Here is a 16,031-nt window from a genome sequence, read left to right as displayed (position 1 = left end):
GCGGGTACCCCATCGCTGCGCGATGGGCAAGCGAACACCCGCGCTGCGCGCGGGTGTTGCGCTCCCGCTCCGCGTGAGCGCTGCTGGCCGCTGCGCGGCCAGCTCACCGGCCCGGCTGCGCCGGGCCGGTGACGCTCCATCCGCTACGCTCCTGGAGCTTGTGGGGGGCTGCGCCCCCCGCAAGGTGGGGGGCGCTGCGCTCCGCCCACCCGGGCCAACCCGCTGCGCGGGCCGGCCAACGGGCCTGCGGCCCGGGCAGCGAGGGGAGGGGGTGGCCGGGCGTCTGTTTCCCTCGCCCAGAATTTTCGGGGGATCCGGATCCGCGCCTCATGCCCTGCCCGGCGGGGGCCGGTGACCCTGCATCGATGCAGTATGTAACTTTGGCAGAACCGGGCCCCCGGTGCTTCAAAGTGGGAAACGGGATAGAGACTGGAAGCAACACGAACCCCCGGTCCATTCTTCGGCTGGGGGTGCTTCACTTCTGTCATTTTTTTCCTGTGCGAGACATCCTTCCTTGATTGTTCAGTATTTCTTTGACGGCTTGACTGTTTCCTATGCGCGTCGGTGTCTACTGGTTCGGGGCAAAAAAAATGACCTCGCGTTGTTCGCGGGCCTCATCGAAGTGTGGACTGGATATCACAGGCTTCCGAAGAACTCGATGACTCTGAGGAGATTACCAACAAAATTGATGCCCTGGACGATTATCTTGAACAGCTGTCCGGTTGCTTGACGGAGCCGGCGGTTGTTCTGCTGCACTTCTTGTCCCTCCTGCTGTTCCTGGTTGGCGTGCTGGTCTGCTGCGCCCTGACTGTTAATACTCACAGTGACTCCTTGATTGCAATTAGTAGTTGTTTTTCGGCATAATTTTGCCGGAGGGTGCTGGCCTCCGGCGCAAAATACAGGTGTGGCTATGGTTCAACTGGTGCTTGGTTTCGGGTACGACTCGCCCTGTTCTCTTTCTATAGTACCTCAGGCAGGGGTCTTCTGTCGACCTGTCAGGTGCCTTTCCAGGGGCCCTTGGAGAGCTTCTCGATACCCTTCTTGCTTGCTGTCTATGACAGCCTATCAGGAGCCTCTGACAGAGCCTTGGATCGGTTGTGTCTGGACGTGCAGAAACAGTTAAGCAAACCCTCTTCAGGGAGCCCAGACGTTTCTATTGCTTTGCACGGACGGGCTGAGGCTGCCCAGGCGGGGCGTGGGGGCCCGGTTGCCCATTGAGGTCCTCCGGCCGCAGGGCAGGTGACCGGGCGTCAGCCGTCGACTCGCTTCCTGCGGCCGGAGGTGTGCGCTCAGGTGGTGAAGTCGGGGAGGCGGTACTCGTACTTGCGGGGCCTGAGGTCTTCTTCGGCCGGCTCCCAGTCGTGGTAGTGCCAGACGGTGCCGCCGCTGGGAAGGCCTCAACAGATCAAGCAGCAGACTGCCCGGCGCTGGCTTCCGGCACCTCACGAACTGAGCACGTTCATCCGTACGTGACTGGGCACGTTCACGCGTACGCCGACACTCGCCACCAAGCTGGTCAATGAGCTGGTCGAGGCCGCGGACGAAAAGCAGCTGAACAAGACCCTCACCCGCTACGGCCGCGTCGATCTGTTCTGCATCGACGAACTCGGCTACATGGAACTCGACCGCCACGGCGCCGAACTCCTCTTCCAGGTCCTGACCGAACGCGAGGAGAAGAACAGCGTCGCGATCGCCTCCAACGAGTCGTTCGGCGGCTGGACCAAGACGTTCACCGACCCCCGCCTCTGCGCGGCCATCGTCGACCGGCTCACCTTCAACGGAACCATCATCGAGACCGGCACCGACTCCTACCGACTTGCCAGCACCCGAGCCCGAACCGAACAACCCGCAGCGGGCTGACCCCTGAAACCGCTGGACTGCTGGTCAGGGCACCTGTCAGGCTCCGCCTCGTGGAGATACTCGATGTCCTGACCAGCATGGCGAAGACAGGTCGGCTGGGCCCGGTGTTCAGCGGAGCCGACTGGAACGATGTGACCGCGGCACTCGGCGAGCCGTGGGACATCGGAACCATGAGCCGGAACAGAAAGTGGCCGAGGCTCTTAGCCTACGGAGACCTTGAACTGAGTGTTTGCCGCTGCCGCAAGGTCTCCCTCATCTGCGTCCAGACCTGGCGTGACGTCGTCGAGCTCCCCCCGTCGGCTGTCGGAGGAACGGGCATTTTCCCGGCAGGGCTCAAGCACGCGGACGTCGTTTCCGCCTTGGACAAGGCCGGCTGTTCCTGGGAGCCCTACCCTCCGCTGACCTTCGGCGACCAGTGCTCGCTCACGGCGATCCCGTCAGGAGCGAACTTCACCTTCGAGATCCCCGAAGGCGAGGAACCCGTGCTGAACGTCATGGGCCTGCCCGGCGACGGACACGACTGCTCCGCACGGACTCCAGACCGAGATCACTGACGCGAAGCGCCGTCAGAACTCGTGAACATTCATCGCCCCAGAGATCGCTAACCGCCGCTCAAACTGGTCGACAAACGCTGTCACTGAAGGTGAACGAAGCCACTCTGTTCGGGAGCGCCGGAAGCGATGAGACCGAGGTGGTCAAGGTCGTCCGAGAGCTCACCGGATTGGGCACGAAAGAGGCCAGGGAGCTAGTCGAAAACGTACCAAAGCCAATTAAGGAGGGTGTCCCCAGGTCCGCCGCGGAAGAAGCCAAGAGAGACTCGTGGACGTGGGTGCCACGGCGAGCATCGAATGAGTCGCCGACGCTGGTAGGGGCGGCACCGGATGATCGAAGGATGAAGCCGCAGCGAGTACCGGCTTTCAGTGGCGTGCTTCGCCTCCGGCCGCGCTTCCCCTTTCCGAGGCATTCAGCACCGCAACGCCAGCAACCCGGACCGCTGGGCGGACGAACAGGTGGTCCGCGAACAGCTCGCCCACCACGAACTCGCTGGCGACCGGTTCTTCACCACCTACTCCGAGCCGGTGCGCACTGCCTCCTGAGCCGCTCCCGGCTTCTCGAGCCGGTGGGGGCCACTGCTGTGATGACCAGCGGGCCCCCGCCGGACGACGCAGCCCGCGGGCGGTTCCGAGCCGAACCGTCCGCGCCGGGTCAGACCGGCTGGCCCGAGGCGCTGGCGGCACGCGGCATTAGCCGCCGTCTCGGGCGATGCGCCGGCCGATGGCCATCCAGACCGGCTCGGCCGCTTCTTCCGGCACGGCGCCGGTAAGGCCGTCGAGGTGCTCCACGGCCTCACGGGTGATGTAGCGGCCGGGGTCCGGGGACTGCAGATAGCGGCGCAGCAGGTCGGCGTCGAGGTCGTGGCGCTGGAGGTAGGCGGCGAGGGTGCCGATCAGGAGGTGGTTGTGGGCGAAGGCGTCGGTCAGGGCGTACAGGACCAGGCGCTGCCACTGCTTCATGTCGTCGCCGTGCAGGGTCTGCAGGTGCTGAGCGCGGGCGAGGTAGGCGTTGATGCGGCGGCAGTGGTAGGTGATTAGCGCCAGGAGTTCCGGTGGCACCTCCTCGCCCACAGGGCGCGGGGCGGGCTCGACCGTGCAGGGTTCGGGCGCGGGCGGCAGGGTATCGCGGATCTGCTGCAGGCCCGCGTCCTGCGTCGGACCGTGGGGGATTTCGCTGCGCCGCTGCGGTCGTTTGCGTGGTTGGGCGGAGGTCATGGCCGTGCCGTCCCTTACGGCCGGTCCCACGATCCGGCGCCTGCTGGGTGGCGTGGCCACACGGGCGGGGCGCTGTGAGTGACGCGGCGCGTCTGGGGCCTACCTGTCCGCGTCAGTCGTGGGCTGACGCGGCACTCAGCCGGGCACCGTCACAGCGCGGGCAAGGGGCGGCACCAGCCGGAACAACGACAGTCGTCCCGCCGGGGTCACGGCGCAGCGGCCGGCCTGCCGGATCCTGGTGCCGGGGCGGCGTGCGAAAGCCCCGGGCTGGGAGCGCCTCGCGGTGCGGGGCGGGGACGTCGCCGTGCTCGGCGTGGGACAGACGTTCCTCAGAGCTGCGGGTCGAGGCCGAACTGGTTCATCACGTCGGTGAACAGCTCCTGTGCGGTCTCCGCAAGGGCTTCGGCCTCGTCGAGCGGGGTCAGTACGGCGGTGACAGGCTGGATCCGGCGAGGGTGGCGGGCGTGGTTGGGAGCGTCGGTAAAGCCGCCGAATCCGGTAACGACCGGGACCAGGGCGGGCGGCGGCGTCGTGGAAGAGGGGGTGACGGCGGTGAGGGTCGTGGTCAGCTGCAGCGCGCTATCGATCCTAAGTCGGCGGGCCAGTTCCCAGGCAGTGGTGGTCAGGTCGCGGCAGCAGGCGCCGATGAAGTCCTGGGACACCGCGATGCCAGCGTCGGGTATGTCGTCGGTGGCCAGGTTGCGTGCGGCGTTCCAGGAGACGTTGGCGGCCAGCAGCACGGTCCCATCGTGGTGCAGTTCGGCGTGGACCTCGCGGGCACCGGACAGCAGGAGAGTGCTGAAAACCCAGCGGCGCAGGCCGGGCCGCGGGTTGCCGGTGACGACCTCCAGGCTGGCCAGAGGGCCGGGCCTCATCGGATCATGGCCCCGGAGCCGGGCGGCCTGGGCGACGGCGGTGGTCTCTTCGCGGGTCAGGCGTGGAGCGGTACGCGGTAGCGGGCGCTCGGGGCGGGCCAGGGCAGCTGGGCGGACACGGTCTCCTGGGCGTGGGCGAGCAGATGGTGTACTTCCTCCTCGGCGCGCTGAGCTCGGGTGAAGCGGTCGCGGTAGGCGCGTTCGAGTTGGTGCTCGGCCATCCAGGCGGTGTGGTCGCGGTCGCGGTAGGGGGCGACGGCGGCCTGCTGGTCCTTGTCCCGGGCGGCGGTGCCGTAGACGAGGTGGGGGGCCATGGGGCTGGCGGGGACGTCGGCCACCAGCACGCTGGTGGTGCCGTCGGTCGAGGTGAGGACCGTGAAGGTGAGGTCCGGCAGGTAGGGCTGGACGTGGTTGCGGACCCACTGGGCGTACTGCTCGATGTTCACCTCGTCCGGGTCGATACCGACCATCTCACACGTGGCATCCCGCACGCCGAAGATGATCAGGCCGCCGCGGGTGTTGGCCATCGCAGCGACGTCCTTGGCCAGCTCGTTCCACCGGCCGTCCCTTGGGGGCTGCGGAAGCTGTTCCTTCCAGTCCAGGTCGTCGGACTCCGCCAGCCGGTCGGCAGCAGCCTTGGCGACCATGTCGAAGTCCAAGGGGCCGGGCGCAGCCCCGAGATGCTCATGCAGTCGTGTCCAGGAACGGGCCATGCCCGGCACCCTACGGCGTGGCACTGACATCGCCGGCCCGCGCACCGACGATGCCGGCGGCGCAAGGATGGCGCAGCCTCAGGTTGTTCGGGGAGCGGGGGCTGACGGCGCTGGGGGTTCGAGCCGGGTGATGAGGGCGCGGCCGATCCGCTGGAGTTCCTCGTCATGGTCGATGCTCTGGAATCTGCCGCCGCGTCGGGGCAGGGCCAGTTGTTCGCGGAGCAGGGGCAGGGCCGGTGCCGCAAGCGGGCCCATGCGGTCCAGGCAGGCCACGACGTGGTTGGCCGTCGCGGGGTTCTTCGCCCAGGCCTGGAGCAGGGTGTCCAGGACGGCCGGTGCCTCGGCCTGGCCGCCGATCTCCCACAGTGCGGCCGCGCAATGCACCCGGACCCATTCGTAGTCGTGCGTCAGAAGGCGGCGCAGGCGCGGCAGGGCGGCGGAGGCGGGCGGGCCGATCTCGCCGAGCAAGTCGGCCGCGTCACTGATCCGGAAGGTGATGCGGTCGTCGAGGAGGCCGAGCAGGAGCGGCATGACCTCGGCCAGGTCACCGCCGACGGCCCACAGCGCGGCGACGGCGGCAGGCCGTACGTGCGCATCGGTGGCGGTGGTCAGCGACCGGATCGTCTCCCGTACGCCGGCCGCCGTCGGCCCGAACGCCTTCAGTGCCTCAAGAGCTGATCGCGTGACGTCGTGCTGCTCATGGCGCACCGCGGCGCCGAGCGTGTCCACCAGCGCAGGAACCGCAGCCGGGTCGCCCAGCGCGGCCAGCGCGGCCAGGAGCGCGTTGGCGCTCATCTCGGTCCACTGCTGGGAGAGGTCGATCCGGCGCAGGTGGTCGCAAAGCCGGGGCACCAACTCATCTGCCGCCTGCGGCAGATGCCCTGCGACCTGGACCGCGCGCCAGGCGTCGACGTCGCCGTCCAGCGCGGCCAGCAGACTCGGCAGCGCGCGTGCGTCGCCCAGGCGCGCCAATGCCCGGACGGCCGCCTGGTGGCTTTTGCGCAGCCGCGCCTGCGGTGCGGCCCACACATCAGGGCCGTGCGCCGCGTGCTGGGCGTCGATGTGCGTGGCGAGTGCCTCCCGGGCCGGGGCGGCGATCGGATGGCAGGACTCCAGAACGGCCCCGGCCTCGGCAGCGACCTCCTGGTCGGCCGTGGTCAGCTGGTCGGCGACCAGCAGGAGGAGCCGGGTGTGGTCCCCGCGCCAGGTGCGCATCAGCTCCCCGCTCATCCGGACCGCGTCCAGGCGCGAGCCGGCATCGGGGCTGATCAACTGCTCGGCCAGCACCGTTGTGCGCTCTCGCACCCGGGCGCCCAGGGCTTCGTGGAACGTACGCAGCAGGACCGTGGTCGGTGCGTACACGCGCGTGAAGTGGTCGAGATCCTCGAACGCGGCGACGATCTGGGGCGCAACGTTGTCCGCAGGTGCCGCCGGACGGCTCGGGACCGGCGCGATCGACCGCACGGGTACGGCTCGGGCACTCTCGCGCAGCAGGCCGACGGCTGCCGCTACGACGTCCTCGCCGATCTCATCCGGGGCACAGCGGGCCCGCTGGACAAAAGCCGCCAGCCGAGTCGCCGGGCCCTGGGCCGGATCGGAAGCAAGCCCGCAGAGCCAGTCCATCACCTGGTGCGCGGCCGCCGGCAGGCGCAGTACCAGGGTGGCCGCCGCCTGAACGATCTGCAGTCGCGCCGCGATACCTTGCTCGGCTGCCAGCCTCTCACGCAGCACCGCGGCGGCCCGATCAGCGTCGTCGAGGAAGAGCCCGAGCCCGCCAATCGCGGCCAGGCGCACCTCCGGGTCGCTGTCACGGGCGAGTTCGGCGAACTCCTCACCCCGCTCGCGCAGGAAGGCGACGGCCTGCACGCAGCCCATCGGCGGGTAGTACTCGATCTCGGTACCGTCGTCCTCAAAACCCCGCTCCAGGGACTCCCGGCCGATGCTGACCAGCAGCGCGACGACGCCGGCCCGCTCGGGCGTGGCGCTGTCAGCGGCCAGCTCGAACAGGAAAGGCAGACTGGCCGCCGTGGCCGGGTACACGTCGCCCTGATGGTGGACCGCGCCGTAGAAGCGGTCCAGGGCCTTCCGGCGTTCCTCGGCCTGCGGGGAACGCAGCGCCCACAGCAGCGCCGGTACCTCCTCCGCCGAGCCGTAAGCGTGTTCCATCGACGCCCAGTCGATGTCATGAAGTCCGTCGAACATGATCACAACCATGCCAGGAGGCACTGACACCGGGACCGGACCCTACGAGACCGCGGGCACAGGCCAGGACCAACGGGGCGTGGCGACTGCGTGAAGGGGCGTGCAGGAGCTGCAGCAGGCCCGGGGCCTGCGCGCCGAGCTCGCCACGTACACCACATACACCGCTCGGACCGGCGAGCAGTTGCAGTCGGCACAGTGTGCCCCGAAGGCGGATGGCGTCCGCAGAGTGAGCATGGAGTCGGTGACGGCGAGTCGGGGCGGTGCCCACCACGCCTTGAGGTCGTCCGGCTTACGGCGGTGCAGGAGTGTCGTACGCCGCCGGTCGGGCCCGCGGCACGGTCCGCCCGCTCAGGCCCGCTCGGATCTGCGGCATCACCGTCTTCCGGCTCCTGGGCGCCACTCTCCCCCTGGACGGCATGCCTCCCACCAGAAGCGGCATACGGCTGCGTCCAGGCGGGCGGCGGGTCGATCGCCAGTACTCGGTCAGCGGCCGGTGCTGATCCTCATCGATGACGAAGCTTTCGCGCCATGAGGGTCCCGGGCTGGGGCTTGCCGTGTGGTGCAAGGGGCCGGGTGGCGGGTGCCGCGCCGGTGCTGATGGTTCCAGCGGGCGCGCCATCAGGCCAGCCGGTGGGCGGATTCCTGGGGGAAGACGGATTGGATGGCGGTGACGAGCAGGCCGAGGGCGAAGCAGGTGAAGGCCAGGGCGGTCAGCCACCACGGGGCGCCGATCAGGGCCAGGACGATGCCGCTGATGCCGGCGGCAGCGGACGAGATCAGCGGTCGGTTCGGGTTGTACATCGAAGGTTCCCCCTCGGGCGGGCGTACGGGTGCGGTACGCGGGATGTCAGTAATCCGGGCGCTTTCTGCTCGGCCTGCATCCAGTTCTACGGCGAGGGTTCTTCAGTGTTGTATCGGTGGGTACCACATGCGGCGGCGGGCTCTGGGGGCGTAGCGGTCGAACGCGTAGGCCCATGCCTGTTGCATGGACTGCTGTGTGATCAGGGAGCTGCGTGCGTGCGCGACGGTAGCCAGCCACTGCACCAGGTCGGTGGAGGTTCCGGCGAGGAACTCGCCGGCCACCGATAGTCCGGGCCACCGCCAAGTCGCCTTGTGTGCCCGGAACCGTGCACCGATCGACGGGTCGAGGCGGGTGGCCACTTGCGCGAACTGACGGACGTTGCCACGCACTTGTCGTAGGTACTGAAGATCCTCCTCGTCGCAATCGACTCCGGTGAGGAGGTCTATGACCTCGTCCATGCTGTTCAGGGTCGCCGCGCGCGCATCGGCCATGGCGCGCTGGCGTTCCTCGGCGCTGATGAGGCCGAAGTCGTAGGCCGGGCCCACGGGGACGTCCAAGGCAAGGCGGAGGTCGGGGTCGTCGTCGGCGTCGAACTGGTGGTTCCAGTCGACGAGCAGGGCCTCGATGTAGCTGAGGGCCTGTTCGGGCTTGAGGCCGGTCGCGGGGGCGAGGAGTGCTTCGACGCCGGGCACGGGTTCGAAGCCCAGCCGGTTGGGCTGGCGCTGCAGTGGCCACACGGCCTGCCCGTCGCGGTAGGGAAAGGCTAGGGCGCGGCCCTGATCCGTCCATGTCGCGTACGGCTGCGGCAGTCGGCCGGGGTGTGTGGGATCGGGGACGAGCGCGTGCCAGCCCGGCGGGCGAGACAACACCCAGCCGGGCGGACGGACCACGTACTGGTCCGCGTCCGTCTGGATGCGGCCGGTGAGCCAGTCCCCGAGGTTGTCCAGGCCGACGTGGCGCTCGGCGCGCCATACCGCTCCCCCGCCGCGCCCGCTCCAGTCGTAGCTCGTCAATCCCCGCTGCAGGTAGGCCCGACGGTTTCCGTCGGCGTAGAGGGTGTCCAGGTACAGATCGTCCGAGTCCTCGCCCTCCTTCTGCAGCAACCGCTCGTTGGCCTCAGCCTGCGGACCGGTGAGCAGTTCGCGGGCGATGTTGGCTGCGACCTGGAAACGGGCCGGGGAGTGCCAGGCCACATGCTCCTTCAAGGCCGTGACAACCGCCAGCAGGCGCTGCGGGGCTGGCTGCGGGAGCAGAAGGCTGCCTACCTGCACCTGACCGACCCCGTGGCCGCCCAGCAGGCCCTGGCCGGCGCGATGGCCGACAACACGTTCGTCCTGCAGTCCGTGCACGGCGCCGCCCCCGTGCGGCTCAGGGCAGCAGCGGTGCAGTCCCGTGCCGCCGCCGCGTTCCTCGCGGAACGCGGCGGCGGCATCAGCCTTAGGCTCGGCGTGCAGGCGCTGTTCGAGGAAGTGGTGTGGGGCGACGACGAGCGCTCCGACGACGCCGAGTCGGCCTGGAAGAGCCTGGGCGAGCATCTCGGGTTCGCCAGCAGCCGCCCGGAGAAGCTGTACGGCACCGGCCCGGACAACCTGTGGGCGCTCTCGGCCGGGCAGCAGGCCGTCACTGAGCTGAAGACGGGCTGCACCACCGCCACGATCACGAAGAAGGACATGGACCAGCTCGGCGGCAGCGTTCGCTGGCTCAACGACCACGATGCGGAGGTGGAAGCCCTGGCGGTGATGCTGCATCCCAGCCGGGTCGCCGATGCCAAGGCCACCGCGGTGCCGGGCATGCGCGTCGTCACCCCGGCCTCGTTCGCCAAGTTGAAGGAGGCTGTGGCGAGTTACGCGGCTGCGCTCGCCGCCGCGCCGGACCGGTGGGCGGACGAACAGGTGGTCCGCGAGCAGCTCGCGCACCACAAGCTCACCGACGACCGGTTCTTCGCCACCTACGCCGAACCGGTGTCCCCCTCCCTGTGAGTCAAAGAGTGGGTTCTGTGCCCGCCGCAGGCCGACCTCGTCCCCTGGCGGCTCGCGGCGGGCGCAGTCATGCTTCCTCGCGCGGGAAAGGCCGCGCGGGGTGGCGCGGCACCGCGGGGTTCAGCCGTGGGCTTCGCGCAGGGCGTTGATGACGATCTGGACGGGGCGTCCTTCGCGGAGCATCTGGTCGGCGGTCTTGCCGTTGATGACGCGATTGAGCATGTCTAGGGTGCAGCCGTTGAGCCGGAGCTGGGCCGCAACGCCGGGGCGGTACCGTCCGGCGATCTCGGCCCAGACGCGGTCTTCTGCGGCCCGGGCCGCGAGCTGGGCCCGTTCCCCGGTTTCCCGGCGGGTCTTCTCCATGGCGGGTGTGACGCACTTCCTGCGCAGGCGCAGTGCCGTTTCGAGGCCGCCGATGCCCAGCAGCCTGATCCATTCCAGGGCCTCCTCCGGCGTGGTGATGCCCGAGGCTGCCCACCGCTGCGCGTGCGTGAGTGCCGCCTGGCGCGGGATGCGCAAGCTCACCGTCGCCAAGCGGGTCACGGTTTCGAGCACGGTGGGCTTGTGTCCCCTTCCCCGGCGGCCGCGTCGGTCGCGGGGCCGGTAGGCGGAGAGGTCGCCCAGGTCGATGCCCTCACGGCGGGCGATGTCGGCAGCCGAAGCGGCGGCCGGCCTTCGGGCAGGCATGTCTGCCGGGGTGGGAGCTGCGGCCCCGGTGGTGGGGCGTGCGCCAATGAGCCAGAGGTAGACGGGGTCACGGGAGATGTCGGGCATGGATGTTCCTTTCGTGCAGAGCCCGCGGCCGGACGCGGGCATGGAAAAGGCCCCGCTCAGTGGTGAGCGGGGCCCGTGAAGGGGTGGCGCGGCAGCCGGACGGCGCCGGCTGCGCCCGGATGCGGGCATGAAAAAAGGGCGAGGAGGTGTCTCCTTCGCCCGTGCTGTCTTACCCTCCCGGTGTTTTCGGGCAGGGGTGAGACGCGGTGATTTTTGGCTCAGCGCTGCGGAAAGAGCAAGACCGTTTCTTGTTGTCCCAGGTCAGCGGCACAAGCATGCCTGACAAGGCGACAAGTACTCTTGTCGCATGGCGGATCACCGGGACTGTCTGCATCTCTTGCACACGCTGGTCCAGCGGCACGCGGCGAAGTCGGTGGCCTCCCAGCGCGTCCAGAGCGGCGTCATGCTGCCGCTCAGCCAGTCATCAACCCGATGGGGCGGCGACAGCGACAAGGAAGCCATGCTCGCTCTGCTGACGGCTGTGGAGGACCACCAGAAAGCGCTGGACGACCTTCGGCTGATCTACGCCTCGCGGGCCGTCGAGAAAGGCGCCAGCCTCGCGGACCTCGGCCGCGCATGGCACGTCTCGCGGAAAGGCGCCCGGCACCGCTGGAACGTTCTCAAGCGTCGGCTCCGACCGGACGTCTCCCGGCAGCGTCCCCGCACCCACTATCTCAACGGCGTGGACTGAACGGCGAAGGCCGCCGCCGCGCAGGGTTTGCACAGCTCGTACGGGAGACCGGGGCCGGCTCCTGGCTCTTGTTCGTCGGCCCAGGCCATACATGGGCAGCCCTCGCACCGGCCAGATGAGGGAGAGGTCCCGGCCCCCGGTGCACAGGGGCCGGGACGGTGGAGCGGGTCCGGTCAGGCCAGAGCGAGCCGGTCGGACACCAGCCAGGCGCAGCGGGTACCCCTGCGGATCTGCCCAGCCAGGCTCGTCACCTGGCCGATGTGCGGTTCGCGCTGCATGAAGTGACGCAGGGCGCGGCGCACCTCGTCGCGCAGCTGGGCGTCGGTCAGTGCGCCCGGGTCCTGCTGAAGCCGTTCCATCCGCCGCCCGGCCTCGCCCGCGCGCCGCAGGGCTGCCTCGGCGAGCGGTCCGCCGGCGGCTTGGTCATGGGCGTAGAGGCCGTCCTCGATGATCTTCATCATGATTTCCTTCCGCCCAAGGCCGATGTCTTCGTGATGAAGACGGCCTGCCGGTCCCAGGCGGGCGGAAACGTAGAACGCCGGCGGCGTTACCGTCTCGTCCTGCCGCCGGTACCCGGCGCGGGCGCTGGCCAGGCGCGGCAGGCAGCATCTCGTCGGGCCGCGAGCAGGCGGCGGGCCACAGCGACGTCACCGGCCGGGCAACCGCGGCGCCGGGGACGCCCACGCCGCGCCAGCGGGCGAAGGCACCGCAGCCCGCAGCGCCTCCCGGCATTCGGCCGGGCCTCGACCCAGTCCTCGGCGACCGGACGGGACCACTGGGCCGTCCGCCGACCTCCGCTTGGGGCAGCGGCACGTCGTTCTCGCCTCGGGCGATGTAGCCCCGCAGTGCGGAGGCCGTGATGCCGCCCAGCGCGGCCATCTCGGGCACGCCGAGCAGCCGGTCGCCTGTGCGTACCGGGCTGGCCAGGTCGACGACGCACCGCTCCAGCGTTAGCAGCGCGAGCGACGCGCGGTGCGTCACTGCCCGGCGGGTACGCGGGTGAGTCCGATTCCGACCTTGGTCAGCAGCACCTTCTTCAGGCGGTGCTCGGTCATGGCGCGCAGGACGGCCAGGTGCAGGGCGGTGGTGCGCAGCGCACCGTCGTCCTTTCCGTCCTGTCCGACAGTGCCGTTGGGGGTCGCGCTGCCCGGGGCGGGCAGGTTCAGGCGGCGGCGCAGGTCGGTGCCGGTGAGGGTGGGCACCACGATGCGGTAGTCCGCCGCCCGGCCGTCCGCCACGGCCTGCGCGAGGGGATATTCGACGACCTTCTTGCCGTATACCTGCCTCGTTGTCCATGGAGTTGGCGAACGCGTCCACGTCCTGCCCCGCCGGGCGTCGGCGGCGGGGGCGGGGGCGGGTGGTGTCGGCGGACTCGGCCAGCTGGGGGCGGCGAAGATGCGGGGGGGGGCGGTCATGTAGAGGCGGCGGTCGGCGTGGATGCGTGTCGCGTCGTTGACGATCGCCCACTTCTTGTCGGCCCGGCCGGCGATCCGGTGCGCCGGAAGGGAAGCGGGCGGGCAGTGCGTCCGTCCCCGGCCAGTCCTGGACCGGGCCAAGGGACGTGGGCGTCTACTCTGCTTCCTCGGTAGGCACCAAGTAGGTACCATGCGGGTATGCCATCACTGAATGTGTCCTTCACCGAGGAAGAGATGGAAGGCGTGCGTGCTGCTGCCGCCGCTGAGGGCAAGAGCCTCAAGCAGTACCTGCACGACCTGGGCGTGCGCGAGATGCACCGTAAGCGGTTCGTGGCGGGCGCTGCGTCCTGGGCAGACCGGCTGCGCGAGGAGTTCGACGCGGCGTTCCCGGAGGAGATTCCTCCCTCCGAGCGCGACCGAGGAGCCACTGCCGCCAGATGAGTGAACCCCTGTACGTCGATGTCTCCTGGCTCCTGGACGTTCAGGGCATCGCCCTCGGCCACGACGACGTGTCGGTCACCGACTATTCGTCCCTTGTCGCGGCCGTCGCCCGCCACAAGACCCGCACACCGACGCTCGCCGAGTCCAACCCCGACGCCGCCTGGCGTGCTGCCGCGCTCCTGCACACCATCGTGCGGCTCGAACCGCTCCCCCACCGCAACAGCCTCTTCGTCGCCTTCGTCACCACCCAGTACCTCGACCAGTCCGGTGAAGGCATCGACCCGCCGTACGGAGCGCTGTCCGACCTGATCAGAAAGGCCCGCGAGACTCGGCTCAAGATCTACGACATCGCGGACACCCTCCGCTCCTGGCGTATCTGAACCCGGCGCCGCCCGGCGGACGAGCGGCGGCCTGCACCGCCTCGCCCGGCTCCCTGCCCTACCGGACGACTGAAGGGGCCGCCCGTCCGCCGGCGGTGTGCGCTGTACCCAGCTGGGGTGCAGACGCCTGGGGAAGCACCCGGGCCAGGTCGCGGCGTATGCGTTCGGCTTCACCGCGCACCTGGGCGGGTACATCTCCGCGCTCGGCGACCAGGCGGCTGAAGATGGGCGTCTCATGAAACACGCGGGATCTGCTCTCCGTCGAGTGGCGGCGACGACCGTGTGGCCGTGCCCCGGCACCCTACGGCGCGGCGCTGACGATGCGATCCACGCCGGTGCCGGCTCTCATCAGTGTCCTGCCCGGCGACGGCCGCGATGCTCACGGCCGCCACCACAAGCGCCTCCCCGGCCCCGGCTCTTGCCCGCAGACGGCGCTTGCGCCCGCTCGCCGTACAGCACCCCCAGTCCCGGCCCTCGCCAACGGGCCAGCACTGCGGCCTGCCGAAAGATCAGGACCCAGACGGGGCCCGCCCCCCAGGTGAGGGTTACAAACTGAGAGGGCCTGGGACATGCGGAACGGAAGGATCTGAGTCCAGGCGGTCATTCACCATGGCGGTCAGGGGCATCGGAGTCCGCAGCGGCCGCCCGCCGTGTGGTCCGAGGAGCCGGGCGATGAATGCCGCGCCGCTGCTGGTGGTTCCAGCGGGCGCGCCACCAAGCCAGCCGGTGGGCGGACTCCTGAGGGAAGACCGACTGGATGACGGCCACGGCGAGGGGCGCCAAGCCACGGAATTGGCTTGGCACCCCTCATCATCGGTGAAGGACCTCAGTCCTCCGGCTCGCGCGGGAGCGAGGCGGGAGAAGAACTCCCGCGCGGCCTGCCCGTCGAGTTCCCCGTTCGTGGTCGCGGACCTCCGCAGGGTTTCGCCCGTCACCTGGGCAGGGATGCCGAGCTGCTTGTCTGCCTCGCTCATGATCTCGCCGAGGTACCACTGGGCCGAGGTCGGGAAGTGCTGGATGAACCAGCTGACCATCTTCGCCAGAGGCACCAACCGGCGGCTCTCTGAACGGCCCGACCGCCGCGCAGGAGTCGACCGGAGCGCTGGCCTTCTCCCCAGACAGCTCGGTCCTGGTGGCCGTGGGGGCATCCGGCACCCTGAGAATGTGGGATGTCCCTTCCCGCCGCCCGCTCGGCACCGGCCTTGCCACGGCCGGCGACGACATCACCTCCCTGGCCTTCTCCCCAAACGGCAGCACCCTGTCGCGGTGGGCCGCCACGTGCCCCTCTAGCGGTACACCGTCGACCCCGACCGCCTGGCCGAAACGGCGTGCCACCGCGCCGGGGGCCACTGTCCCGGCAGCAGTGGCGCGCGTACCTGACGGATGTGCCCTACCGAAGGCTGTGCGGGCAGGAGTGAATCACCGGAGCCCCGGCCGTCGTCCCACAGCAAGGCGCACCGACCGCGCCGGTGAGGGGCTGGCGCTCCAGGCGCACCCCGTCCGGCGCGGGTGGCACAGCGCGCGCGGTGCGGTGATCTCCTCTTGCTCGGGCCAGCGTCACGGGCTGTGGTCTGGTCCGTCCCGTGGGGCGAAGGCTGCGAGGGCGTCGGCGTCGGTCGCGCAAGCGTCAGGAATAGTCGGCCCATTCGGTGCCGGGATGGGACGAGCCGTGACTGAGCTGGGCGATCGCGGCCTGGAGGTCGAGGTGCGTGGTGCGGAGTTCGACGCCCGGGCCCAGCAGGGCCCAGTGTGCTCCGGTTCGCCCGTAGGGCATGCCGATGCCGCCGGGGTTGACCAGAGCCGGCCGTGGGCGAGGCGGACGAACAGCGGCCGGCGTTGCCGCTGCTCCAGGTGACGCGGTCGCCGAACCTGGACAGCAGGTCGCCGCGGGCGAACCGCTCCTCCAGGACGGCGCGGCGGTGCCGGTAGGGGCGGGCCAGCAGCTCGGTGCCGTCGGCCTCCAGGACGTCGAAGACGATCAGATATCGGGGGCCTCGGCGGCGGCCTGGGCGGCACTGCGACCCCGGCGCCGCGCTCGCCGCTGAAGCTCCCCGAAGTCCAGCCGTCCGTGGGCGGGCACGACCAGCTCGCCGTCCAGGATGGCCTTCTGCAACACCCTTTAGAAGGCCG

At 69.8% G+C, this 16,031-nt stretch carries 17 protein-coding genes and 3 pseudogenes; 8 read left to right on the top strand and 12 right to left on the bottom strand.

What is annotated here, in order from left to right; genetic code table 11:
• Positions 1–636: 636 nt before the first annotated feature.
• Entirely contained in the window at positions 637–822 is a 186-nt protein-coding gene (locus SGLAU_RS35420; protein ID WP_043497186.1) for a hypothetical protein, read from the bottom strand.
• A gap of 675 nt (positions 823–1,497) precedes the next feature.
• Here SGLAU_RS35420 and SGLAU_RS32015 point away from each other — a divergent pair.
• The 3 genes and pseudogenes from SGLAU_RS32015 to SGLAU_RS37040 all read left to right on the top strand — a co-directional run.
• Positions 1,498–1,860, top strand: a pseudogene (locus tag SGLAU_RS32015) (ATP-binding protein); the annotation flags it as partial.
• 50 nt (positions 1,861–1,910) lie between these two features.
• Positions 1,911–2,414 (top strand): hypothetical protein, encoded by a 504-nt coding sequence (locus SGLAU_RS34695; RefSeq protein ID WP_052413519.1) that lies wholly within the window; start codon positions 1,911–1,913, stop codon positions 2,412–2,414.
• Positions 2,415–2,491: 77 nt separating this feature from the next.
• Positions 2,492–2,668: pseudogene (locus SGLAU_RS37040) on the top strand (ribosomal protein L7/L12); the annotation flags it as partial.
• 436 nt (positions 2,669–3,104) lie between these two features.
• On the opposite strand, the gene SGLAU_RS32005 reads toward SGLAU_RS37040, so the two are convergent.
• The 6 genes from SGLAU_RS32005 to SGLAU_RS31980 form a co-directional block, all read right to left on the bottom strand.
• Positions 3,105–3,629: a hypothetical protein gene (locus SGLAU_RS32005; RefSeq protein ID WP_043497187.1), complete on the bottom strand. Its 525-nt coding sequence runs from the start codon at positions 3,627–3,629 to the stop codon at positions 3,105–3,107.
• A 329-nt stretch (positions 3,630–3,958) separates the two neighbouring features.
• Positions 3,959–4,504 carry a hypothetical protein gene (locus SGLAU_RS32000; RefSeq protein ID WP_043497188.1) on the bottom strand — a complete coding sequence of 182 codons (546 nt, stop codon included), beginning with the start codon at positions 4,502–4,504 and terminating at the stop codon, positions 3,959–3,961.
• Positions 4,505–4,560: 56 nt separating this feature from the next.
• A complete protein-coding gene (locus SGLAU_RS31995) occupies positions 4,561–5,217 on the bottom strand; it encodes a helix-turn-helix domain-containing protein (RefSeq protein WP_159072740.1) in 657 nt (218 codons plus the stop codon).
• A gap of 78 nt (positions 5,218–5,295) precedes the next feature.
• The gene (locus SGLAU_RS31990) at positions 5,296–7,419 is read right to left on the bottom strand and encodes a HEAT repeat domain-containing protein (protein ID WP_052414018.1); all 2,124 of its coding nucleotides are present in this window, start codon (positions 7,417–7,419) and stop codon (positions 5,296–5,298) included.
• Between the two features lie 618 nt (positions 7,420–8,037).
• A complete protein-coding gene (locus tag SGLAU_RS31985; protein WP_043497193.1) occupies positions 8,038–8,220 on the bottom strand; it encodes a hypothetical protein in 183 nt (60 codons plus the stop codon).
• 102 nt (positions 8,221–8,322) lie between these two features.
• Positions 8,323–9,414, bottom strand: a complete 1,092-nt coding sequence (locus SGLAU_RS31980) for a hypothetical protein (RefSeq protein WP_043497195.1) — start codon at positions 9,412–9,414, stop codon at positions 8,323–8,325.
• Between SGLAU_RS31980 and SGLAU_RS31975 the strand changes: the two genes are divergently transcribed.
• Positions 9,415–10,200 (top strand): hypothetical protein, encoded by a 786-nt coding sequence (locus SGLAU_RS31975; protein ID WP_244315130.1) that lies wholly within the window; start codon positions 9,415–9,417, stop codon positions 10,198–10,200.
• 120 nt (positions 10,201–10,320) lie between these two features.
• Here SGLAU_RS31975 and SGLAU_RS31970 read toward each other — a convergent pair whose 3' ends face one another.
• Positions 10,321–10,974: a hypothetical protein gene (locus SGLAU_RS31970; protein WP_043497197.1), complete on the bottom strand. Its 654-nt coding sequence runs from the start codon at positions 10,972–10,974 to the stop codon at positions 10,321–10,323.
• A gap of 307 nt (positions 10,975–11,281) precedes the next feature.
• On the opposite strand from SGLAU_RS31970, the gene SGLAU_RS31965 reads away from it, so the two are divergent.
• Positions 11,282–11,665, top strand: a complete 384-nt coding sequence (locus tag SGLAU_RS31965) for a hypothetical protein (RefSeq protein ID WP_043497199.1) — start codon at positions 11,282–11,284, stop codon at positions 11,663–11,665.
• Positions 11,666–11,838: 173 nt separating this feature from the next.
• On the opposite strand, the gene SGLAU_RS31960 is transcribed toward SGLAU_RS31965, so the two are convergent.
• On the bottom strand, positions 11,839–12,126 hold the full coding sequence (locus SGLAU_RS31960) for a hypothetical protein (protein WP_159072741.1): 288 nt from the start codon (positions 12,124–12,126) through the stop codon (positions 11,839–11,841).
• A gap of 516 nt (positions 12,127–12,642) precedes the next feature.
• Positions 12,643–12,903, bottom strand: coding sequence for a hypothetical protein (locus tag SGLAU_RS36585; RefSeq protein ID WP_043497204.1), 261 nt, complete (start codon positions 12,901–12,903; stop codon positions 12,643–12,645).
• Positions 12,904–13,278: 375 nt separating this feature from the next.
• Between SGLAU_RS36585 and SGLAU_RS31950 the strand changes: the two genes are divergently transcribed.
• The 3 genes and pseudogenes from SGLAU_RS31950 to SGLAU_RS37035 all read left to right on the top strand — a co-directional run.
• A complete protein-coding gene (locus tag SGLAU_RS31950) occupies positions 13,279–13,521 on the top strand; it encodes a hypothetical protein (RefSeq protein WP_043497206.1) in 243 nt (80 codons plus the stop codon).
• Entirely contained in the window at positions 13,518–13,901 is a 384-nt protein-coding gene (locus SGLAU_RS31945) for a hypothetical protein (protein WP_043497208.1), read from the top strand. The genes SGLAU_RS31950 and SGLAU_RS31945 overlap by 4 nt, the downstream gene beginning before the upstream one ends.
• 1,063 nt (positions 13,902–14,964) lie before the next feature.
• A pseudogene (locus SGLAU_RS37035) lies at positions 14,965–15,063 on the top strand (hypothetical protein); the annotation flags it as partial.
• Positions 15,064–15,528: 465 nt separating this feature from the next.
• Here the strand turns inward: SGLAU_RS37035 and SGLAU_RS36575 are convergent.
• Positions 15,529–15,675: a hypothetical protein gene (locus SGLAU_RS36575; RefSeq protein WP_244315306.1), complete on the bottom strand. Its 147-nt coding sequence runs from the start codon at positions 15,673–15,675 to the stop codon at positions 15,529–15,531.
• A 204-nt stretch (positions 15,676–15,879) separates the two neighbouring features.
• A complete protein-coding gene (locus SGLAU_RS36800) occupies positions 15,880–16,014 on the bottom strand; it encodes a hypothetical protein (RefSeq protein ID WP_279628017.1) in 135 nt (44 codons plus the stop codon).
• Positions 16,015–16,031: the final 17 nt, after the last annotated feature.

This window comes from Streptomyces glaucescens, assembly GCF_000761215.1.
In the GTDB taxonomy this organism is placed as follows: Bacteria; Actinomycetota; Actinomycetes; order Streptomycetales; family Streptomycetaceae; genus Streptomyces; species Streptomyces glaucescens_B.
Note: the sequence above shows the minus strand (reverse complement) of the source record. Positions and strands in the feature narration are given on the sequence as shown.